Source organism: Bacillus sp. FSL R9-9834 (assembly GCF_038006905.1).
Lineage (GTDB): Bacteria > Bacillota > Bacilli > Bacillales > Bacillaceae_G > Bacillus_A > Bacillus_A pacificus.
Window position 1 is genome coordinate 1 of the sequence record NZ_JBBOWD010000003.1, and the last position, 21,184, is coordinate 21,184.

The 21,184-nt window shown below is 36.0% G+C and carries 32 protein-coding genes; 24 read left to right on the forward strand and 8 right to left on the reverse strand.

Annotation, left to right across the window (positions count from 1 at the left end; translation table 11 throughout):
* Nucleotides 1-82 precede the first annotated feature (82 nt).
* The 3 genes from MKY00_RS29290 to MKY00_RS29300 are packed head-to-tail and all read left to right on the forward strand — an operon-like array spanning nt 83 to nt 1,582.
* The gene (locus tag MKY00_RS29290; protein ID WP_071742253.1) at nt 83-316 is read left to right on the forward strand and encodes a hemolysin XhlA family protein; all 234 of its coding nucleotides are present in this window, start codon (nt 83-85) and stop codon (nt 314-316) included.
* Nucleotide 317: 1 nt separating this feature from the next.
* Complete coding sequence (locus tag MKY00_RS29295) at nt 318-518, forward strand: hypothetical protein (protein ID WP_080495928.1); 201 nt, start codon at nt 318-320, stop codon at nt 516-518.
* The gene (locus MKY00_RS29300; protein ID WP_229147471.1) at nt 518-1,582 is read left to right on the forward strand and encodes an N-acetylmuramoyl-L-alanine amidase; all 1,065 of its coding nucleotides are present in this window, start codon (nt 518-520) and stop codon (nt 1,580-1,582) included. Before MKY00_RS29295 ends, MKY00_RS29300 begins: the two co-directional genes overlap by 1 nt.
* A 42-nt stretch (nt 1,583-1,624) precedes the next feature.
* Here MKY00_RS29300 and MKY00_RS29305 read toward each other — a convergent pair whose 3' ends face one another.
* Nucleotides 1,625-1,906 carry a YolD-like family protein gene (locus MKY00_RS29305; RefSeq protein ID WP_258109491.1) on the reverse strand — a complete coding sequence of 94 codons (282 nt, stop codon included), beginning with the start codon at nt 1,904-1,906 and terminating at the stop codon, nt 1,625-1,627.
* Between the two features lie 268 nt (nt 1,907-2,174).
* The gene (locus tag MKY00_RS29310) at nt 2,175-2,408 is read right to left on the reverse strand and encodes a helix-turn-helix domain-containing protein (RefSeq protein WP_074585950.1); all 234 of its coding nucleotides are present in this window, start codon (nt 2,406-2,408) and stop codon (nt 2,175-2,177) included.
* 301 nt (nt 2,409-2,709) lie between these two features.
* Here MKY00_RS29310 and MKY00_RS29315 point away from each other — a divergent pair, with 301 nt between their 5' ends.
* From MKY00_RS29315 to MKY00_RS29330, 4 genes are all read left to right on the forward strand, one after another.
* Nucleotides 2,710-4,005 carry an FtsK/SpoIIIE domain-containing protein gene (locus MKY00_RS29315; RefSeq protein ID WP_074585951.1) on the forward strand — a complete coding sequence of 432 codons (1,296 nt, stop codon included), beginning with the start codon at nt 2,710-2,712 and terminating at the stop codon, nt 4,003-4,005.
* The gene (locus tag MKY00_RS29320; protein WP_239693948.1) at nt 3,977-4,522 is read left to right on the forward strand and encodes a replication-relaxation family protein; all 546 of its coding nucleotides are present in this window, start codon (nt 3,977-3,979) and stop codon (nt 4,520-4,522) included. Before MKY00_RS29315 ends, MKY00_RS29320 begins: the two co-directional genes overlap by 29 nt.
* Nucleotides 4,523-4,541: 19 nt before the next feature.
* Nucleotides 4,542-5,030, forward strand: coding sequence for a hypothetical protein (locus MKY00_RS29325; RefSeq protein WP_074585953.1), 489 nt, complete (start codon nt 4,542-4,544; stop codon nt 5,028-5,030).
* A gap of 462 nt (nt 5,031-5,492) precedes the next feature.
* Entirely contained in the window at nt 5,493-6,083 is a 591-nt protein-coding gene (locus tag MKY00_RS29330; RefSeq protein WP_341035556.1) for a DUF3967 domain-containing protein, read from the forward strand.
* A 101-nt stretch (nt 6,084-6,184) separates the two neighbouring features.
* On the opposite strand, the gene MKY00_RS29335 is transcribed toward MKY00_RS29330, so the two are convergent.
* From MKY00_RS29335 to MKY00_RS29345, 3 genes are all read right to left on the reverse strand, one after another.
* On the reverse strand, nt 6,185-7,147 hold the full coding sequence (locus tag MKY00_RS29335) for an endonuclease NucS domain-containing protein (protein WP_163258443.1): 963 nt from the start codon (nt 7,145-7,147) through the stop codon (nt 6,185-6,187).
* A gap of 76 nt (nt 7,148-7,223) precedes the next feature.
* On the reverse strand, nt 7,224-7,625 hold the full coding sequence (locus tag MKY00_RS29340; protein WP_109631619.1) for a hypothetical protein: 402 nt from the start codon (nt 7,623-7,625) through the stop codon (nt 7,224-7,226).
* 14 nt (nt 7,626-7,639) lie between these two features.
* Entirely contained in the window at nt 7,640-8,470 is an 831-nt protein-coding gene (locus MKY00_RS29345; protein WP_071726358.1) for a ParA family protein, read from the reverse strand.
* Nucleotides 8,471-10,177: 1,707 nt separating this feature from the next.
* Here MKY00_RS29345 and MKY00_RS29350 point away from each other — a divergent pair.
* A complete protein-coding gene (locus MKY00_RS29350) occupies nt 10,178-10,849 on the forward strand; it encodes a hypothetical protein (protein ID WP_258109472.1) in 672 nt (223 codons plus the stop codon).
* 171 nt (nt 10,850-11,020) lie between these two features.
* Here the strand turns inward: MKY00_RS29350 and MKY00_RS29355 are convergent, their stop codons facing one another.
* Complete coding sequence (locus MKY00_RS29355) at nt 11,021-11,611, reverse strand: DUF4352 domain-containing protein (RefSeq protein ID WP_258109473.1); 591 nt, start codon at nt 11,609-11,611, stop codon at nt 11,021-11,023.
* A gap of 192 nt (nt 11,612-11,803) precedes the next feature.
* On the reverse strand, nt 11,804-12,148 hold the full coding sequence (locus MKY00_RS29360; RefSeq protein WP_227572146.1) for a helix-turn-helix domain-containing protein: 345 nt from the start codon (nt 12,146-12,148) through the stop codon (nt 11,804-11,806).
* 505 nt (nt 12,149-12,653) lie between these two features.
* Here MKY00_RS29360 and MKY00_RS29365 point away from each other — a divergent pair.
* Together MKY00_RS29365 and MKY00_RS29370 are read left to right on the forward strand one after the other, a co-directional pair.
* Nucleotides 12,654-13,793 carry an AimR family lysis-lysogeny pheromone receptor gene (locus MKY00_RS29365; RefSeq protein ID WP_001191118.1) on the forward strand — a complete coding sequence of 380 codons (1,140 nt, stop codon included), beginning with the start codon at nt 12,654-12,656 and terminating at the stop codon, nt 13,791-13,793.
* A gap of 34 nt (nt 13,794-13,827) precedes the next feature.
* Complete coding sequence (locus MKY00_RS29370; RefSeq protein WP_000770087.1) at nt 13,828-13,980, forward strand: hypothetical protein; 153 nt, start codon at nt 13,828-13,830, stop codon at nt 13,978-13,980.
* Nucleotides 13,981-14,289: 309 nt separating this feature from the next.
* Here MKY00_RS29370 and MKY00_RS29375 read toward each other — a convergent pair whose 3' ends face one another.
* A complete protein-coding gene (locus tag MKY00_RS29375) occupies nt 14,290-14,634 on the reverse strand; it encodes a helix-turn-helix domain-containing protein (RefSeq protein ID WP_001052324.1) in 345 nt (114 codons plus the stop codon).
* 227 nt (nt 14,635-14,861) lie between these two features.
* Here MKY00_RS29375 and MKY00_RS29380 point away from each other — a divergent pair, with 227 nt between their 5' ends.
* From MKY00_RS29380 to MKY00_RS29445, 14 genes are all read left to right on the forward strand, one after another.
* Nucleotides 14,862-15,128: a helix-turn-helix domain-containing protein gene (locus MKY00_RS29380; RefSeq protein ID WP_262731588.1), complete on the forward strand. Its 267-nt coding sequence runs from the start codon at nt 14,862-14,864 to the stop codon at nt 15,126-15,128.
* Complete coding sequence (locus MKY00_RS29385) at nt 15,103-15,876, forward strand: phage antirepressor (protein WP_153474126.1); 774 nt, start codon at nt 15,103-15,105, stop codon at nt 15,874-15,876. The genes MKY00_RS29380 and MKY00_RS29385 overlap by 26 nt, the downstream gene beginning before the upstream one ends.
* Nucleotides 15,877-16,335: 459 nt before the next feature.
* Complete coding sequence (locus MKY00_RS29390; protein WP_262731623.1) at nt 16,336-16,485, forward strand: hypothetical protein; 150 nt, start codon at nt 16,336-16,338, stop codon at nt 16,483-16,485.
* A gap of 12 nt (nt 16,486-16,497) precedes the next feature.
* Nucleotides 16,498-16,662 carry a hypothetical protein gene (locus tag MKY00_RS29395; protein WP_262731621.1) on the forward strand — a complete coding sequence of 55 codons (165 nt, stop codon included), beginning with the start codon at nt 16,498-16,500 and terminating at the stop codon, nt 16,660-16,662.
* A 2-nt stretch (nt 16,663-16,664) separates the two neighbouring features.
* Entirely contained in the window at nt 16,665-17,147 is a 483-nt protein-coding gene (locus MKY00_RS29400) for a siphovirus Gp157 family protein (protein WP_341035563.1), read from the forward strand.
* A gap of 2 nt (nt 17,148-17,149) precedes the next feature.
* A complete protein-coding gene (locus MKY00_RS29405; RefSeq protein ID WP_074585934.1) occupies nt 17,150-17,674 on the forward strand; it encodes an HNH endonuclease in 525 nt (174 codons plus the stop codon).
* A 15-nt stretch (nt 17,675-17,689) separates the two neighbouring features.
* Complete coding sequence (locus tag MKY00_RS29410; protein WP_074585935.1) at nt 17,690-18,358, forward strand: ERF family protein; 669 nt, start codon at nt 17,690-17,692, stop codon at nt 18,356-18,358.
* A 13-nt stretch (nt 18,359-18,371) separates the two neighbouring features.
* Nucleotides 18,372-18,548 (forward strand): hypothetical protein, encoded by a 177-nt coding sequence (locus MKY00_RS29415; RefSeq protein WP_000884829.1) that lies wholly within the window; start codon nt 18,372-18,374, stop codon nt 18,546-18,548.
* The gene (locus MKY00_RS29420) at nt 18,548-18,808 is read left to right on the forward strand and encodes a hypothetical protein (protein WP_074585936.1); all 261 of its coding nucleotides are present in this window, start codon (nt 18,548-18,550) and stop codon (nt 18,806-18,808) included. The genes MKY00_RS29415 and MKY00_RS29420 overlap by 1 nt, the downstream gene beginning before the upstream one ends.
* The gene (locus tag MKY00_RS29425; protein WP_074585937.1) at nt 18,809-19,684 is read left to right on the forward strand and encodes a phage replisome organizer N-terminal domain-containing protein; all 876 of its coding nucleotides are present in this window, start codon (nt 18,809-18,811) and stop codon (nt 19,682-19,684) included.
* Nucleotides 19,668-20,426 carry an ATP-binding protein gene (locus MKY00_RS29430; RefSeq protein ID WP_080495938.1) on the forward strand — a complete coding sequence of 253 codons (759 nt, stop codon included), beginning with the start codon at nt 19,668-19,670 and terminating at the stop codon, nt 20,424-20,426. Before MKY00_RS29425 ends, MKY00_RS29430 begins: the two co-directional genes overlap by 17 nt.
* A 15-nt stretch (nt 20,427-20,441) precedes the next feature.
* Entirely contained in the window at nt 20,442-20,705 is a 264-nt protein-coding gene (locus MKY00_RS29435) for a hypothetical protein (RefSeq protein ID WP_074585939.1), read from the forward strand.
* Nucleotides 20,662-20,907, forward strand: a complete 246-nt coding sequence (locus MKY00_RS29440; RefSeq protein ID WP_141114941.1) for a helix-turn-helix domain containing protein — start codon at nt 20,662-20,664, stop codon at nt 20,905-20,907. The genes MKY00_RS29435 and MKY00_RS29440 overlap by 44 nt, the downstream gene beginning before the upstream one ends.
* On the forward strand, nt 20,904-21,176 hold the full coding sequence (locus tag MKY00_RS29445) for a hypothetical protein (RefSeq protein WP_074585941.1): 273 nt from the start codon (nt 20,904-20,906) through the stop codon (nt 21,174-21,176). Before MKY00_RS29440 ends, MKY00_RS29445 begins: the two co-directional genes overlap by 4 nt.
* Nucleotides 21,177-21,184: the final 8 nt, after the last annotated feature.

Here is a 21,184-nt window from a genome sequence, read left to right on the forward strand (position 1 = left end):
GACTGACAATGGAAGAGCAGATTTAATTACGGATAGCGCACAATAGTGGGCTTTTTTATTTTGAAAAAAAGGAGCTGAACTAATGCAAGAAATTCAAGAGTTAAAGCAAGAGATCCAACAAATTAAATTAGACCAGAAAGATATGCAGCGTGATATTCGCAATCTAGAAACACGTACTACAGTCAATGAGAAGGACATTGTAAATATAAATAAGCTTCTTGATAAAATCAGCGCCAATACCACTTGGATTCTGCGAATTATTATAGGGGCAATTGTAGCTGGGTTACTGGGATTACTAATGAAGGGCGGCATGTAATATGTCAAAAGAGAATATCAAAAAACGATTCCGCAACTGGAAAACATGGGTTGCGGTTTTTTCATTGATTGGATTTTTATTTACTAAATTTGGAATGCCTGAAGCAAAGAACTTTATTGAAGAATTGCTCCCCTATTTATTTGCAGTAGGCGTATCACTTGGTATTTGGACTGATCACGAAGAAAAAGGAGAAGATGCTTAATGAAAAAAACTTTTAAACTGGCTTCCTCTGTATTTATGACTCTATTGCTCCTGTTAAGTTTTGCTACAGGAGCTTTTGCTGATAGAACGCTTATTATTCCTGATTTACCAAAGCAGTCATACCGCTATGGCGTAGGTGCATATGAAGGCGTTGTGGCACATAGTACAGCAACTCCAGAGGCTCCGGCTATTAATATTCAAAAATACGAATCTCGTACATGGCGCTCAGCATTTGTACATTACGCAGTTGATTGGAACGAAACAATCCAAATTGCTGACACGAAATACATTGCTTATGGTGCAGGACCAGGAGCGAATAAACGATTTGTTCACGTAGAATTATGCGAAACAAGAGATTATGAGAAATTTAAACGCAGCTATGATAAATACGTTAAGTTATTAGCTAAAATCTTACGTGACCGCGGAATATCAGTAGAAAAAGGATTGTGGACTCACTACGATGTGACGAAATATCTTGGTGGTACAGATCATGAAGACCCACTTGATTACTTAAAGTCTCATGGTGTTTCAGAAGCTCAATTCCGCGCTGATGTGCAACGAGCATACAATAACTCTAACGTGGAAGTTTCCGTGCCAGAGAAGCCATCTAAACCAGCAGAAGTTCCAACAGCTGTAACAGATGGTATTGCTTATATTGAAGGTTACAATGTGAACTTACGTAAAGGACCTGGTACAAGCTATTCTAAAGTTCGTCAATTAAACAAACCAGAAGCTTATGTTGTATGGGCTGAAAAGGATGGCTGGTTAAACCTTGGTGGTGAACAGTGGATTAAAAATGATCCATCTTATGTGAAATTCAGTAAGAAAAGCACAGTGGATTCTTCTATTGTAGGGAAGCGTGTCGTTTCTAAAGTTAATAACCTACGATTCTATGATGCTCCATCTTGGCAGGATAAAGATGTTGCTGGTTCTGTAGATGCAGGTTTAGGTTTTACAATTGACGCAAAAATAAACGTAAATGGATCCTCACAATATAAAGTGCACAATAGTAAAGGTAAAACGTACTATATTACTGCAAGTGAAGCCTACGTGTATGTGAAATAGGGTAAAAGAGGGATTCCCCAAATGTGGGGAATCCCTCTTTTTTTATTCAGTGACATCAACAATTTCATCAAATTTAAATTCCGTATGTAAATTAAACGCATCTGTGCAATGTACTGTATTAGTATGTAAATCAATTCGTATAACAGTTATGTACATATTGCTAATAAATCCATCCCGATAAAACGAAATAAGGATGTCTTCCTGCCTCTGTGCAGAATCAATTAAAGCACGTTCAATCCGCTCTTTTGTATCTTGGGTAAGAATTGGTTTAGGTACTTTGTTCAACTCACCCATTATCTCTCTAATCCCTGCGAACTGTTCAATCTATCTATACTATAAATACTATCTCTTTTTTACTATTATTATAGCTTCTACAAAGAGACAAAAAAAGAGAACTACCTATCGTTGTATACGTTATCTCTACTCATATATTATACTATTGTTAAAATCATGCGCGTCCTTTAATCTTTGGTGCACCCCGATTCTGATTTTCCATGATGATCCCCCGATTCGTGTAGGTAATTTATGATTATTATACACGAACATACGTTCTTTTAAAAGCGTGAAAATAGCCCCGTTTTCTTTTACGAAGCTACATCCAAAATTCATTTTCATTTATGTTTTTTCCTAACTTTTTTAACCCTTTTGTGATTTGAACTACAGTTGAAAATTTCGGTCTATATGCATGGTCATTACACAATTTTGAAATAGTTGCTCTGCTCAGCTTAGATTTCTCACCTAATTCGGCTTGGGAAATCCCTTGACGATCTAACCATTTTCCAAATTTACTTCTATTTGTTTTCCCTAACTTTAGCCAATCAAACATTACTGTCACCTCAGTAAACAGCATGTACAAGAGTTAACTTTTTTATACGAGTGCAAAAAAAGATGCATATCAAACAAACAGTACGCAATACCCTTTACCATACCAAACAAATTACGATTCTCAGTTCCGAATTAATAGCCTTTTAAAACTTCGTTTCACCTATTCCAAATAAAATTCGGTTACAGAATACTGCTACAGACATGAAGAAATTAGTATTTTCAATGATTCATAGTTGTTTTTATCTCTTCTAATCTTCAGGGACTATTCTTGCAGAATACATCTAGATAGGTGGTGTCACGCTTTGATATTCGAGTTATTAAGTTCTGCTGCTGTTGGTAGTGTAATTCTTTTTGCGAAAATGCATCAAAAAGGAGCAACTAACGATGCCTCCAAGATTCAAAGGATTTGCGCGAACTGCGGATTAAAAGTAAAAGAAGGAAAAGAGACTAGGACTATACAACTGCTTCGCAAAACGAGAAATGATTGGGGAGTTGAATATGCGTATAGGATTCCGCTTGGTCTTAGCTTCTCCGATTTTGAACAAAAGATGCAGCATTTAGAGGATGGATTAAATCATAAGAGCAAAGTTTACGATTTTAAGCTAGCAGACTTCAAATCTCTTCGACTGCGAAAAGATATCTTAAAACAAATACAAAACATCATAAACAAGAAAAAACTCGTCAGAAAGGAAATTGAGCTGTCTTACGATGGGTTGTTAAAAATACGAGTTTACGAAAAGGGGATTCCTGATTTCGTTAAATTTGAAGAAGACATGATGAAGGAATGTAGAGGTTGGGAGGTACCTATTGGTTATACACGAGATGGTTTGGTAAAACACGACTTTGATCAGTTATCTCATATGATCTCAGCCGGCATGACGGATATGGGGAAATCAAATGTACTAAAACTCATTATTACAGCCCTGGTACGCAACCAATCAGAAAATACAAGGCTATTCCTTATCGATTTGAAGGGTGGTCTCTCTTTCAACCGATACCGATTCCTAAATCAAGTCGAATCAATTGCGAAGAATCCGGAAGAAGCCCTAGAGACTCTAAGGGGATTGCAAGATAAACTGAATGCTAGAAACGAATACTTACTAGGAAAAGGATACGAAGATATAAAAGAAGCCGGGGATCCAGTGCGATACTTTGTAATTGTCGATGAAGCAGCCGACATAGCGCCATATCAGGAGTGCAAGGACATCATTGTAGATATAGGTCGTCGCGGCAGGGCAGCGGGATTCCGCTTGGTATATGCGACACAGTACCCGACAAACGAAGCCTTACCATCGCAATTACGACAAAACATTGGTGCTCGCGTTTGCTTTAGATTACAAACTGAAGCAGGGAGCCGTGCCGTACTAGACGAGGGCGGCGCAGAGAGTCTTCCTAACATAAAAGGAAGGGCTATATACCAAACGAACGAGAAGAAGGTCTTACAGACTGTCTATATCGATAATAAGCAGATTGATAACATCATAAAGCCACATATCAACATAAGAGCGAGGAAGGAGCATGAAGATGCAAAAACTAGCCATGAAGGAAGCGAGAACGGAAAGTATACTCTTGAGCTTGAAGAAACTCGGCTTTCTTAGTAGGAAACAAATCCAGGTACTTCATGATCTTGGTGGTGACAGGAATGCTTCTCGTGTTATGAAAACTCTTGAAGAATATGTGTCTAGCTTTAGAGATGGGGAGAAGGTGTACTATCTCAATAAAGAAGGGCGTGAACGTATCGGAAGTAAGAAAATACTTAAGCGTTCGAATCAATTCCGCCACTACATCATGCGAAATGACATCTACATCGCTTATGAATGCCCGAAAACGTGGAAGCAGGAAGTTAAAATGAACGTGAAAGGTATCGTTTCCATAATTGCAGATGCACTATTTACGGATAATGGCCGTTATCACATCGTGGAGGTGGATCACGAGCAAAAGATGAGTGCGAACCGTATCAAGATGCAGAAATATCGCAAGTTAATTGAATGCAACGTATTTGAGAAGGCGCCTAAATTTATTTGGTACACCACGACGGAATACCGCAGAAAACAGCTAGAGAAGCTTTGCGAGGGATTGGATTGCAACATATTTACAGTTACTGATTTCCATTAAAAATAGGGAGATGGTCCATATGGCAACAGAGACAATGAGCATCAAGGATTTTATGGATGGTAACTATGGAGCAAAGAAAAAGTGGAGCTTGTTCAAAAAGAAAGCAAAAAAATACGCACCCGTGGCGGCGCGAATAAGTATTGTGATCGGTAGTGCTATTATATTCAGCAATATTATAGATATTCCTCACGTATTTGCGGATGGAAATAATCCAGATGTGAATGAAGTATTTAAAGATGTGCAGTCCAATGACGGGACAATAAAGAATTATATAGATGGCCAATTATACAATCGTATTGTAAATGCGTTTGAACCGGTTATTTTCTTAATTAAAGCAGTATCCTATCCAATTGCATCCGTTGTAGCGTTATGCGGCGGGCTGTTCATTATGGTTGGTAGCCAGGAACGAGGCTTCTCGTTAATAAGTCGTGCAGGGATTGGCTATATAGTTGTTCAAATGATTCCGCTGTTCATGAGATTACTTGTTGAAATAGCAAAAGCAATTTAATTGCAACTCCATATCGCTTAATACAAGGGGAGGATTAAAATAATTAATAAAAAACATTGGATGCGTGCGGATGTCTTAGGATGTAATAATCAAATATGGATTAATGATAACAGCGGAGCGGTTTATCACAGTAAACGAGACAGCAAACGATGGATGTGGAGAAATAATATTATCAATGCAAATAGCGTGGATGACGCTGAAAATATTATGAGATTACTTGAGTTATGCCCCACAAATCAGAAAAGAATGTTTTTATGTTTGATGAAGAAGTAACTCTTCCTTAACTAAACAGCACACCCAATTGTACGGTCGAAGTTGGGAAGAGTTACAGGGGTAACAGGCAATATACATGTTATGAATCAAATACGAGATATAGAATTAAAAGCCCTAAACTGGGCTTTTTTCTTTGCAGGAATTCCCTAACCATCATGGAATATTGTCACTAGGAGGTGTTGTGACGTTATGACGGACGAAATTGTTTATTCTGCTAGTGAAGTGTATAAAAGGCTAGGAATAAGTGATAGCACCCTTAGAAAGTACATGGAAGTATTGTCGCGAGAAGGATTCGCAGTGAAGAAGAATAATCGTGGCAGACGCCAGTACACAGACAGTGACATTATGGTGATTGAGAAGCTAATTGAGCTTAGTAAGCATGACGGTATGACGCTAGAGAAGGCAGCGAAGATGATTGCGCAGCAAATAGAAAAGGTTAATCCGGATCTAATTAAAGAGGAATCTGAGGAAACGGACTTAGTGCCATTCCATATTAAACAGCAATTACAGGAACAGTACAGCGTTATGGCGCAAGAAATGAATCAGAGTATGTTAGCGATGGAGAAACGATTAAGTGAGCAGGCGAAGCAAAGTAACGAGGAAATCAAGGCGAGTGTAGAAGCGCATAATGAACGAGTGGAAAAACGATTGGAAGCACGGGATGAGACGCTTATGAAGACATTGCGTGAGATGCAAGAAACGAAGAGAATGATGCAGGAGTTTCGAGATGAGGTTGCTGCAGCGAAAGAGAAGAAAAAGCCGTGGTGGAAGTTTTGGTGAGGTTTTTTAACAAACTACGAAAAAGTAGAAAAGTATACTTTTCTACTTTTCTACTTATGAGTAAGAATGCGAAAAGCCCTACATATGTAGGGCTTAACTAATTACACAATACGTTGTACTGCATCCTCTATCTCTACGACAGGCTCTTTAACTTCAAAGTTTTTAATTTTAAACTTTCCATTTTTATCTTTGCAAAAAACTTTCATTTCAACATTGCTAATATTTTTAAGGGCGTTATATATTCTGTCTGAATAATTAGGAGCAATTGTAATCATACGGACATCTTCATCAAAACAAGATGGATAATATGCTGATTGCCATGCTAAACTTTTATCATCCGCTACAACTTTTAATTCAATGATACATTTAGTTCCGTTCTTATCTTTTGCAATGATATCGATAATTCCATTTTCTACTTTGTACTGCCTTTCAACAAAAGACATACCTTCTTCAATAACCTCAATATGATCGCATAATAATTCTTCTAATAAAACCTCAGGGCCATTCGTCAGTACTTCTTCAGTGATTAACTCTTCCCAAATATCGTCCATTAACTTCTTCTTTTTTTGAAATTCTACATTATTATCGTATTCTTCACGAGTCATACAAGAATCCGAACAAACTCCAAAGAGTACGTATGATTTATCAGTGGTTATGTTTTTTACCATTGGCCAATTTATATCAGGTATTGAATATAAAATTTCATTTTGTAGTAATTTTTTAGTATGATGTGGAGTTTTCTCCCAAAAATAATGGCACCAATAACTTGTGTTTTTGTTAGATAACCTAGCAACATCTTTTTTTCTAAAGCATTCTTTACAAAATACCTCACCTACATATAAAGTTAGCACTTTTGAGGCAATCTCTTTAACTTTATCTTCATTGTGGGTAACTAAAATTAATTCACCGTTTTCAAAATCCCACTCAGTTAAATCGTTACGAAAAGCATATAAGTAGTACCTTTCGCCTTCTTCCTGTTTAAATTCGACTTTTATACAACCATACTTTTCTTTAAATAAATCGAAATCTATTACATTATCGCCATTTTTCGTAATTACTCCCATGAAATTCATCTCCATTAAAATTAGGATTGAAAATGCTAAGAATCATTCTGTAGACTAGGAAAATTGTATTTGTTGTTTATTTTTTTTCCAACATCTCATAAAGGTGCTTGTACATCCCTTTATAACCTTCCGATTGTCGAGTTGTTAGTTTAGTATTTACATAACTTTCAAGAAGCATATCGATAATACTGTTAATCGATGCCTTATCCATGCTTTCTTGTTCTTTAATAAACGGCTTAAGTGTATTTAACTTTAATAGAACAGCTGGTGAAATTTTAGCTGTTTTAGATGGAACTAAACGTTGATCAGGCTTCTCAGGAGCTGTTACTTTTCCTTTATTGATAATAGGCTTAATAACTTGTTTTTTAACGTGCTCACTATTACGGCCAAAATCGTTAGTTCCTTTTATCTGTACACCTTTGTCATTCAAAGTGTTTCCAGGTTTTGTGACTATAGGTTGAAATGGTGCTTTAGACATTATGAACTTCCTCCTTAAGCGTTAATAGTAGCGAAATAGTTTTCATGTTCATTAAGTTCGCTCAGAACATCGATGAATAGCTGATGTGCTTTTTCATCCCACATATCAATATTACCGCTAACGTTAACGTTTTTATGAATCCCCTCGATATCATATACTTTTAGGCGTTCTTGATATCTCACGATTGTATCTAGAACGTTTCCACCATACATTTCCTGAGCTTGTTGTAATACTTTATTATCTACTCGTTTTCCTTGGTGTAACATCATTGGAATAATACCTAAAACTTGTAGGTCTGCATCATATGTTTCTGCTAAGAACTGCATATAAGCGATGTATGTTTGAGCGCCTTCTAAAGATAACTCTTGTGTTTGTAGAACGATGATACAATAATCAGCTGCTATCATAGCGTTATCTGAGTAGTCACTGATTGTTGGTGGTACATCAATGTAGATACGATCGTATTTATCTTTTAATGGTTCTAGTAACTTCTTTAAATATGTAATTTGTGCAAGTTCATCCTCTGGGAACATATCGAAGAGGATTTTTGAAAGTTTTCTAAATGAAGTATTAGATGGAACAATATCTAAATTCTCGATAACTGGAATAATCTCATTCTCTAAATTTTGATTTAGAAATCCATCAGTAATAGACTTGTCTATTTGTTCAATATCCCCTGTTTTAGCAAGTACTCTTGTCGCATTACCCTGAGGGTCCATGTCTACTAATAGACATTTCTCATTAAATACAGTAGCAGCTTCATAAGCTAACATTGTAGCTGTTTTTGTTTTTCCAACTCCACCTTTAAAGTTACCGATTACGTATGTAGTTGCTTGTCTAGTCATTTTCGACATTCCTCCATAAAACTCCGAATAAGTATACCTTTGAGTAAAATGTAACATCTACATACAATATTCGCAACAGTATACCGAAGAAAAGTTTATATTTTTTTAACAAATTTATCGAAAGAGTAGAAAAGTATACTAAAGCGTAAGATTTTTTGGTATACTTTTCTACTTTTCTACTTATACGTAGTTTATAGAATGAGTGATTTTGAAAGTGTAAAAGTATACTTTTCTACTTTATCGTAGTTTTGAGGTGAATTCTCTACATACTGTTAATAAAGGGTTAATTGCAATTTTTAAGAAGGAATGAATGTTAAAGATGGGGTTATAAGTATACATTTCTACTTATGCGTAAGTTAGCGACGGTATACTAAATTTAAAAGTGTGGTAGAAAAGTATACTTTTACACTTTTTCGTAGGTATACATTTCTACTCATGCGTAGTTTTAAGTTGTTATTTCTGTATTTACAAACAAAAAAGCTTGTTGTAACGTAATAAACAACAAGCAACATTCTACAAAACAAAACATAATTTGATATTTTACATAAACGAAGATCATGAAGATCGACGAGATAAATTAAAAACAATTGAATATGAACACAAAACAAAAAGCCACTCCCATATGCTATTGGCGCCAACCATTAGCGGGAATGACTTGCTCTAGCAAGTGTACCACCACTTGACTAGAAAAAACTGTTTTAACCGACAGTGTTAACGTTTAAGTAGTGTACCACCACTAACCTTAAACAACTATGCCTTTTCACGAGGCTTCTTTGATATACCCATTTTATCATTGTTTGGATAAATATCAACTAGTAAATACTAGTTTTGATTATTTTATAGTCCAAAAGATATATAACGGGCATCTCTAAACCTAGAAGTCTTGTGGATCTACAGGCCATTTAGGAATTGGAGATGCCTTTTTGTTTTGGTTCGCGTGGAATTGCCTGAAACCACGTAAATAAAAACTGATAAGCCGTAATTCCGTGCTGCTATACATATAGGAGGAACGTGTTACGTGCGTGGCTAGCTGTTGGTCGTGCAGGGGGTACAGAGTATGCGCCTACAAAAACAGCACCCCTCATTGGAATCCTGTTCTTCTGGTGAGGGAGGGCGAGAACTTGCCCAGGGATTAATCTCTGAAAGGTTCGGGTGGTTATCGTTAGCATTACGGTGCTAGGGAGTACATTCAGTTTGTCGTGTAGGGACGATATTACAAGGACAAGCCATAGAAAAAGGATGTATGCGATGAAAATCGCTGAGTGAACAGGGTCTATACATACGGATACCTTATAAGTGACCGCATGGCGAAAACAAGACGCTTATCCATCTATTTTGATTGATTACTTTTTTGTGATCTTTCAAAGTAGGGGATAAATCTGCCTTCCAGCCGTGTTCCATAATCGTTCCCACATGATAAAAACTCTCAAAACCTTCAGTCAAGCTTAATTGTGAAGAAAATATGAAAAACATGAGATTGTTTAAGACCTGGGGGGAACTACTTACTAAGATAGTGGAATAAATAAGGAATTTACTACTTACTTGGTTAGAGGATAAGGGGACGGATAGTAGAATAGGCCTTATTGCTGAATTTGGTTTTACACAACGGATATAGTACGTGAAATTTTATATATTAATTGTTTGTTTATATAAATAATGTTTTATTTTACAATTGATTAGAAGGATAAAATTTAAGGGGAATATTTTATGGCTAATAATCTTATAGAAAAAAATTGGATAGATGATTTTATTAAAACAGATACTTTTTCAGAGGCTTTAGGTATGGTGTGGCGAAACGGTTATGATAAATTAGGCTATTTTTACTTTACACATAAATCTAAAGATATTGTTATGAGATTTTCTAGTTTCTTTGGTGTGAAAACCAGATCAAGATATCGTAAGGAAAAAGGGTATACAGAATGGTACTGTATTTTTAGAAGTGATCATGCTTTTGTATTGAAAATTAAGGAACTAGGTTGGAATCCAATTAAAGAAAAATCCAGACCTTTTCCTAACGGCGAATTTAATAAAGAAATATTTGTGAAGACTTATATTCTAATGAGGCATGATCTTGGAACAATAAAAGAGAAAAAACCTAAAAATAAAGTATATATTAGACCTCGTTTACGCATTCATGGATCTACAGATATCCTGGAGCATTTAAATGAGTTTATGTTCGAGGAATTAGGGATTAAAAAGAAGAAATTACAGACTGATAGTAAAATACCAAAAGCAAAAACGTTATATTTTCAATCGTATAAGGATATAGAGAGTATTTTGAAATACATTGGAGCTTCAGAAACGTTAGAAATGTTGTATTCGTTTGATTTAGGCTTTCATGATGCTGATGAATTTGAAGAGACCCGCCTACAGAAATAGGTGGGCTTTTAATTTATAAAGAAAAGACACCCTAAGGTGCCTTCCTCCGACTTGATAACCACTTTAATTTTAATAATATGAGTGTTGGATTCTCATCCAATATCATTATATCACATTATAGAATGTTAGAAGATTGAGAAAAAATAAAAGCACTCTTTCGAGTGCCTTCAACTATTCCACTTTTAACTTAATCTCTTTACCCATCATACCGCCACGAGCTTTTAATACTAAGCCTTGTGCGTCAGCAGGAACGTCAAAGATGATTTTACCTGTTTGAGATAAACCAGGGTTAAGTTGTTTTAAGAAGAAATCAGATTTACCGCCGTTACCTACATCAAAAGCAGTTTGAGCTTGTGTAGAGTACGTAAATTCACGATCTTTATTATCAACTAATTTGAAACTGTTAGCATCAACAGTGATAGCATCTTTTTGATTGTTTGTAATAGTAACTTCAACTACTTTAAACACGCCTTGTGCTTTTTCTTTTAAGTATTCTCCACCTACTGAATCGATTGATTCAACTGATCCAACGGCAATTTTAACTTTAGAAGACTCGCCTTCTTTAGAAAGTTCCTTTTTAGGTTCTTCTTTCTTAGCTTCTTTTTTAGGCTCTTCCTTAGTAGTTGGTGCTTGTGTTTCTTGTTTCGGATCAGAAGAAGCTTTTTCTTCTTTTTCGTCTCCTCCGCCTAATGCCGCTCCAACAGCACCAAGTACGATTAAAGCGATGATTCCTAAACACCCAAACTTAAAAATTTTCCCCATTATGTAGTTCCTCCAATGATAAAATGTAAGATTTCCGAGCTTATCATAGCAAATAATCCATTATAATATTGTCATATTTTGTCGAATGAAAATAAAAAAAGAGAGCCGCAGCCCTCATTGGTAGGATTGGTAAAATTATGTAAAATTTTACCTCTTTTCTTTGGAAAACATTTCTTCTACAATGAATTTGAATCAGAATATATCTTGATTATCCTCAAGCATATCGATTAATACGGAGACTTGCTTACAAAAACGTTCTCTCTGATGTTCATTTAACGTCGTATACGTTGTTTGAACATTGGATAATAGTTCTTGTAGTGGTTCATCTTCAAAATCACTCTTGAAGCCAATAAGCGCGTCTACCGATACATTGAAAAAGGAGGCGATAATAACCAAAGTATCTATATCTGGTTGGTATCGATCAGTTTCCCAGTTTTTGATTTGGCTCCTGCTCAAGTTTAACTTGTGGGAAAGTTGCTCTTGAGTTAAGCCACGTGACTTCCTTAGTTTTTTTAGAATCTGTCCAAAGTGTCTCATAGTTTAAAGTATAAATACTAAACAACTATACTACTATTTATGGGTGTTTAACTACCTTTAATGATAAAATGGTAGTTAAAGTTTCTGTTTGTGGAAATAAAAATAAGAACTAGTGTTCTCATTTTGAATGTTTAGTGGTAAAATATGCATGTGAGGTCTTCGAACGTTCCATGCATATTTGCATATTTTATTTTCGTTGCAGCTGATAAACGTTGATATATAACGGTTTTACAACTTTCTCAATAATTATCAGATAACTGCATGACTGAAATTTGCCAAAAATGTGATATTATGAAAACAAATAAAATAAACGGACGTGAAAAAAGACCCACGGTGTAAGTAGTGCTACCAACACTCTTACACTGCCCCCTAACCACACTAGGGAACATTGTCGCGGATCTTGTACATACATATTATAACACAACTTAGAGTGAGAGTGACACGTTTTCCTTTTATGTAAGAAAATGGGGTTTACGTGTCTTTTTGTCCACGAGGAGGACAAATAATGCAGAGTTTATTAAGTAACATGCATGAGGATTTAAAGAGTAACGGGTACACGAATCGTAAATTAGCTAAACGATTCGATGTTAGTCACACAACTGTGAACAGTTATTTTAAAGCGACTAGTGAATTTGACTTTATGCACTTTGTAGAATCATTGAGGTTGCATAAACCGAATAACATCAACTATAGAAGAGAATGCGTCAAAAAAATGTTCGAACAATTAACGCCAGTTAATGAACGGGTAGCCATGGAAGTTTTGAATATGTATGGCGAATACGGATTACAAAAACAATTGACCGCTAAAATAATAAACTCAGATAAAACTACGAAAAACGCAAGAATAAATAAGAAAATAGCATCTATTTATGATTTACTTGCTCTGCGACTGTCTGGAAGGATATCTAATAATGACTTTTTTGTGGAGACGGACAAGATGAGGAATTCTTTTAAAACATCTAACAACGAAGCTAAAATATTATCAGGGTTTGCGTTTATATATGCTCAACTAAATTTTGGCGACTATCGAATGGTTTCACAATATACAAATCAATTGAAACCAATGATTGATGATGTTAGTAAAGATACCATTAGAAAATCATATTCATTACGAATAAAAGAAATGGAGTCAATGAGTGCACAAAGAGGAAATGATTTAGAGACTGCGAGGAAATTATGTTTCGAAATTATAAATGATGAAACTAATCCTTATGATTGTATGAAATCATTAGCTTATTGTACATTGGCCGAAACGCATATGATGGATTATGAAAAGGCACATTATTTTTTAGAACAATCTTTCGCCACTCTTCCAATCATTACAAATAAAAAACTTCTTAATCGTAAAGGGTTTATAAAAAACACGCTTGATTTTCTTAATATAGTTCATGAAAAGAATCTTGATAAAATAAACCCGTCGAGTTTAGCTGAAAAAGCACATTTATACGCAAAAATAGGCAGAGAGAAAGAGGCGATTATTATTTTAGAGGGGTTAGAAAAGAAATATGGCAGTCTTTCTCCTTTCCAAAAATACTACAAAGGTCTTGCTACAGGAGATAAAACATTCTTTGAAGAGGCCATAGCAGATTTTGAAAAAACAGGTGATTTTTTCTATATTTCCCTACCTAAAATGGCTTTGAAATGATATAATGAAGGCATACATAAAGGTGGTGAAATGATTGAAATTAAAGGTCATTAAATCGATTTTAGCGATTGCCGCTGTAGCTTGTTTTTCTTTTACAGCAGTAAAAACAGAAGAAACACAACAGGTTGCTAAATCAGAACAACCTGTACTATATATGGAAGCTGATCCCGGTGGGACAGGCGGCTGATTCTGTCGCAACACAACGGGAATTTAATAGATAAAGGAAATGACACTATCAATTGTTGATAGTGTCATTTCTAATTTAAGGGGAATGGAAGCGAATCGACCATGTGGTCAAATGCTTTCCAAAACAGTCTTATAAAAGCTGATACATAAACATTTCGAGGGGGACAACGTATTATGGAGAATTTAGTATCTGAATTATTATTAATGGAGAAGACAGAAGGGGTAAACATTGATCATCTACGTGAAATGCTACTAGAATTATCAAATACAGAAAAAAAGTAAAATAAAACTCCGTAGACAATTATTAGTCTCACGGAGTTTTATTTTTAGATATAAAGCTTTGAATTGTTGATTTAAATAACTCTTTGTTGTCCTCTGATAGTTGGTTGATTAGTTTCATCCATTCGTTAGTCTCTTTACTGATCTCTTCTGTTTCTTTTACTGTTAATTTTTGATGTATTGATCTTCCTAATAAGTAATCAACTGAAACCTCGTATATGTCTGCTAGTTTAGTTAATGTCTCGTAGTCAGGTTTACGTCTTCCTGATTCGTAACTAGATAAAGTGGCTTTGTTCACGTCTAATTTTTCTGAGATGAAAGTCTGTGTGTAACCTTTCTTTTCGCGACACGCTTTCAATCTTTCGTTTAAGTTCATAATTTTATTATTCCCCTTTATAAATAAGATCCCATTGTGTAGTTTGCAATGTTTTGCATTGCAAAGCATTGTTCTTTAATTACAGTATATATACTTTTTGACAACTTTTCACTATCTGTAAAAATATTTTTAACAAAATGACAAAATGGGGTTTACATTTACGAAATGACAACCTATAATGAAATCAAGAAGTTGTCAAAACGACAACGACAGGAGGTGAAGCGAATATGACTTTCGGAAGCAGAGTTCGAGATATTCGCAAGCAAAAGAATATAACACAAGAAAAACTAGCTAAGAAGCTTGATTTTAGCCACGCTTCAGCTATTTCTTTTATAGAAAATGGCAAGAGAAGATTGGATGCTGAAAAGATACCAACTTTAGCAAATGCGCTTGGAGTATCAATAAATGAACTTTTTTTTGCTCAAAATGTTGTCGGAATGACAACTAACGAAACGGAGGAAAAAGAAAATGAATCAATTACAAGTTTTCAATAATGAAGAGTTCGGACAAGTTCGAACAGTAACACAAAGTGAAGATGTTTGGTTTGTAGCTAAAGATGTAGCGGAGGTTTTAGGATACAACAACACATCGAAAGCTATTCAAATGCATGTGGATGAAGATGAAAAAGCTGACCTCCCAATTTGGGACGGCAGACAAAATAGAAACCAGAAAGTAATTAACGAATCTGGGTTATACACTTTAATCCTTTCAAGTAAGTTGCCAAGCGCAAAGAAATTCAAAAAGTGGGTAACAAGTGAGGTACTTCCTTCTATTAGAAAACACGGAGCATACATGACAGATCAAGTCTTGGAACAAGCGGTAACTAATCCAGACTTTATGATTGGTCTTCTTACAAACTTAAAAGAAGAGAAAGCAAAGCGAGTTGAAGCGGAACGAACAATCTTACAACAACAACCGCTTGTAACATTTGCTGAAGCGGTGCAAGTATCAACAAACCTAATAACCGTCAAACAGTTAGCAAACTTAATGAGACAAAAAGGAATCGACACAGGTCAAAACAGACTCTTCGAATGGTTCAGAGAAAACGGATATCTTTGCAAGAAGAAAGGTAGTCTTTACAACACACCAACTCAGTATTCAATGGATTTAGAGTTATTTGAATCACAAGAATATGTAAGAACAAATAGCCAAGGTGAGTTCGTAACATCATTCACTACAAAAGTTACAGGGAAAGGTCAGCTTTACTTCATTAATAAGTTTCTCGGAAAGGAAGCGATCTAAATGATGGAAGAAAGCACATTCTCACACTTAATGATTCTGGTAATTGTCATTTTAGTCGCAGGATTTATTCATCTGATGGATTGGATAGACAAAAGGTTTATGAAGGATGAAAAGTGATGGATAGACAGCAGCGGGACAAAGAAGAGAAAGCGAACATTATCAAAATGATACGTGATTTAAAAGAAAAAGGGTTACATAGAAGTGCATATAGGATTTGGGAAATGCATAAGGAGTTTATTACCCTAGCTAAATAGGACAAGCGTTGCGCTTGTCATCATGATCAGGAGCGGACACCCTTTCCCCTCCACCTCGCTTCTGGTCATGATGATGCGCACAGCATCAAAACAAAATAAAACCAGCCGATTACCCCTAATCGACTGGTTCATGAAACGACGCAATATTTTCTACCACTATTATATCACAGTCGTTTCTTCTAAGTAAATAAGGAGGAATGTGGAAATGAAAGATGTTTTAGACAAGCAAAAAGAACGTGCAATTGAAACTTTAAAACAAATGTCTGAAAAAGAAAAAGACATCGTGAAGAAGTTGGATCTTGACTATGTAATCACGGTTTTAACAAATAAACCACATGGCTCAATGCCGTTCTAGGAGGATATGAAAATGGATATTTTAATCAGAAACATTACTAAAGAAGAGTTAGTGAAAATAATAAAATGTGATAATTGCGATGGTTCGGACATGGATTTGATAACGTATTATCACTCTCCGGATGAAATTTTATGTAACGAATGCGGAAACAAGATAGAAATCTCGGAGGTTAAATAACTATGAGACTTTATGAATTAACAAATAACTATAACGAACTACAAATGATGATTGAAGATGGAATAGATCCATCAGCATTGGAAGATACATTACAAGCGATTGAGGAAAGTATTCAAGATAAAGCGCAAAACATCGCGTTACTAATTAAAAACCTTGAAGCAGATACAGAAGCTATTAAGTTAGAAGAAAAGCGTTTAGCAGAACGTAGGATAGCGGTAGAAAACAATTGTAAGAGCTTAAAAGATTACTTGTACCAGCAAATGACTTTATTAGAAGTAAAGCGTATCAAAGGCACAATCGTGACTGTAGGAATTCAGAAGAATCCAGCGAGCTTGGATATAGCAGAAGATGCAGTTGTACCACCGGAGTACATGATTCCTCAGCCAGCGAAAGTTGATAAGAAGTCATTACTTGCAGCGGTTAAAGATGGGATGAAATGGGACGGAATTACGTTGAAGCAATCTGAAGGAATTAGGATTCGTTAACCATGAGAGACGTTAAAGGGTATGAAGGTCTTTATGAAATAACAGATGACGGAATTGTTTTTAGGAAAGAACGAATTACGAAAACAATCAATGGCTACGATCTTAAATTGCAAAGAAAACAAATGAAACAATCTGATTTAAAAGGGTATCCATCTGTTGGGTTAATCAAAAACAAGGTGAAAAAAAGAGTACATGTTCACAGGCTAGTTGCAGAAACGTTCATTCCTAATCCTGATAACAAATCGCAAGTTAATCATATAAACGGCATAAAAACAGACAATCGTGTTTGCAATTTAGAATGGACCACTCCGAAAGAGAATACGCAGCACGCGGTAAAAAACAAATTGCGTGGAGATTCTAAAGGGATGAAAAACGGGATGAGTAAAGTGAATGAATCTGATGTTAAAAAAATGAGAGAAATGCATAAGAGTGGATTAAGCCAAATTAAAATTTCAAAAATATTCAATCTTAATAAGGATACGGTTTGGAAAATTATTAACAGAAAGCTTTGGGATCATGTGGAATGACAGGAGGAATGAAAAATGAATAAAAGTGAAACGATCACCGAACTAGCTAAAGCATTAGTGAAATTCAATTCAGAAGTTAACAAAATCGCTAAGGATGCAGATAATCCTTTCTTTAAAAACAATTACGCAACGCTAGACACGATTATAGATGAAATTAGACCAATCCTTTCTAAACACGGATTAAGTATTATGCAAATACCAAGCGGAGACGGTCAAAACGTAACGTTAAAAACACTTCTCTTACATGAGAGTGGTGAGTGGCTTGAATCGGACGAACTAACAATGAAACCAGTAAAGAACGATCCGCAAGCAGTAGGAAGTTGCATAACATACGCAAGACGATATTCACTAGCAGCATTCCTTAGCTTAAACACAGGTGAAGATGATGATGGTAACGGTGCTACTTATGGAAAGGACAAGCCTAAACCTAAAGGTAACAACGGACACAATCCAAGCAAACCACAAGGAAGTGGTAACGGTAAAGCATCCGAGAAACAAATGAAAATGATACATGCAAAAATAGCGCATGTAGCGACATTAACACAAACAGATAAACAAACAGTTGAAGATACTTTAAAAGGTAATATCAATGCTGAAAATTTAAGTGATTTAAGCTCACAGTTAGCATCTAAAGCGATACAAGTACTATCTGGTTGGGAAACACAATATAGCCAAGCGGGATAAGGAGTGAAAACCTATGTTAGATAAAAGCCAATCAAAAGTCGTCCTTCCGGCGTGGGTGTGGAAGGGCGCACGGAATGAAAAAGAAGCAAAGGCAAAGGCGATTGAGTACATTACTCCCGATCGCTACCCAGGATATAAAATAATCAAAATTCAAGGCGACATAGCGGTATGCGAAAGGGACGTGATGTGATGAGTTTTCAATGGAATAAGCATAATCGAGATACAAGCAAACCAATTCCGGTAAGAGGTTACAACCTTACTAAATTACTTAAACGTGTTAGGGAATTAGAACAAGATGGGTATGAACATGTAAAACCATATCAAAAGATTTATAAGCAAAGGAAAAGTTTTGATTATGATATGAGCCGTAACTTTGGAAACGGTGGATATAAATTTAACGGGTACACAGATACAGTTGAGTATTTGTTTGTGATGAAGAAGGTGAACTAAATGGCAGATGTTAAATGGATAAAACTCTCTACTAGCATGTTTGAAGATGAAAAGATTCGATTGATTGAAAGCTTACCAGATGCAGACACACTACTAATCATTTGGATTAAATTGTTGTCTCAAGCGGGCAGAACAAATGCTAATGGTTACATTTTCTTGAGCGAAAACATTCCTTTCACAGAAGAAATGCTCTCAACACTTTTTAATAGACCGATAGCAACAGTAAGGCTTGCACTACAAACGTTCAAACAGTTTGGAATGATTGATATCACAGACGATCAGTACATTTGCATCTCAAATTGGGAGAAGCATCAGAACATTGATGGATTAGAACGGGTAAAACAATTGAATGCAGAACGAAACAGAAAGTACCGCGAACGCAAGAAACAACAGCAATTAGCACTAGAAAACAAAAGTGAAGAAAGTGACGTTCGCGTGACGTCACGTGACGATACAGATATAGAAGAAGATAAAGAATTAGATATAGATAAAGAAAAAGATAAAAAGAAGAAAGAAAAACCTTCTCGTCACAAGTTTGAAACTTGCGACACCAACGGGGCTAAGTATTTGTTTGAAAAAATTAAGGGTAACAACCCTAAACAAAAAGAGCCTAACTTTGATTCATGGGCAAACGATTTTAGATTGATGCGTGAAAAGGATAATCGTGAATTACAAGAGATTAAGGATGTTATTGATTGGTGCCAAGCTGATCCATTCTGGCAAGGTAACATTTTATCTCCTAAAAAGCTACGTGAGAAGTTCGACCAACTAACTATTCAAATGAATTCTAAAAAGGGAGCGAAGAACAATGCAGAGAGCGGCGGCAGCAATACCAACCGATATAGCCAAAAAGGTGAATATGACTATGGATTCTGATGTGTGTGATACACATGGCATGAATAAGATGAAGTTCGGTGGACAAGTTGTTTGCCCTCGATGCTTCCTTGAAAACGAAAGTAAGAAGCTTCAGCAGCAGGAACAAGCGAAATACGATGCAGGTAAAGCAAACGAAAAGAAATTCATGTTCCATCAACAAAGCATGATTGCCGATAGCAACATTAAGAAAGCTAACTTTGATAATTACCAACCTACTAGTGAGGAAGGAGCGAAGAACCTTGAACTTGCAAAGGTCATCGCAACGGATTATCTCAACGGAAAGATTTTTAACACGATTATGGCCGGGAATTGCGGAGCAGGGAAAACACATCTTGCCTACGCTATAGCGGATCAGCTTGCAGGAGCGGGGAAGTCAGTAGTTTTCGTCACAGTTGGTGAATTGCTACGGAAGATTAAAAGTACATTCAGTAAAGATTCTACATTAACTGAAGATGCAATTATAAGAAGCTTAGTAAGAGCGGAAGTATTAATAGTCGATGATTTGGGAGCGGAGTTAGGTGCGTTAGATGCGAATACAAAAGCGACAAACTTCATTAATAGGGTGCTATTCGATGTTTTCGATGGTAGGCAAGGTAAATCTACTATCTTCACGACAAACCTCACAGGGAAGCGTTTAGATGAGGCATACGATGAACGGATTGTATCACGGATTCTCAATAATTTTAGAACGATCACTTTCAAAGAAACAAAGGATTACAGAAGAAAGGCATTGCCATTTTAAAAGGGGGAAATTGAAATGTGTGCATGTAACGGAACGGGAGTAATTCAGAACGACATTGGAACGGGTATGTATCAGTTTGGACCATGCATTTGCGAAGCGGCGAATCAAACACCTGAGGAAGTAGATAGAAAGCGTCATGCTGTTATGGCGGAGCTAAAAGAAATTCATCAATTACAAATGGAGGGGAAATGGGATGCCAAGACTTGGAACGGATTTAGAAAAGGAAAATTATACGATGGCGTTGCAACAGAGAAAGTACATGAAGAAATCGCGTCGTAACTTATATATCGCTTTAGAAGAGTTGGACCTGGTATTTGATGAAAGCGAAGTAATTCGATTGCAAGAAATGTGGAAGGAAGACAAAGGAATCCTTGAAATCGCAAAAGAGCTAGGGAGACATCAGCTAGAAATCGCCGCTTTGATTATGGATCAGGCAGATAAAAATATGATTAAATCTCGTCCAATGGGGTTAGGGGCATGAAACAGCTAACACTGGAGGATGTTGTGGGGAGTTTTGATTATACAGCAACAAGCACAGCCGAGCGATTCCTTGCGAATCCAACCGTTATAACACCGACATATGAGGTTCATTTCTACGATCAGGATGAAAGACAAAAGATAGATTGGTTCGATGTTAAAACAGAGAGCGAAGCATGGGGCGCGGCAGTGAAAGAACATGGTAAAGGTATTCAGAAGATTGAAATAAAACATTCGGAACGTACGAGAAAAGAAATAATGGCATTGGATTAGGAGGAATA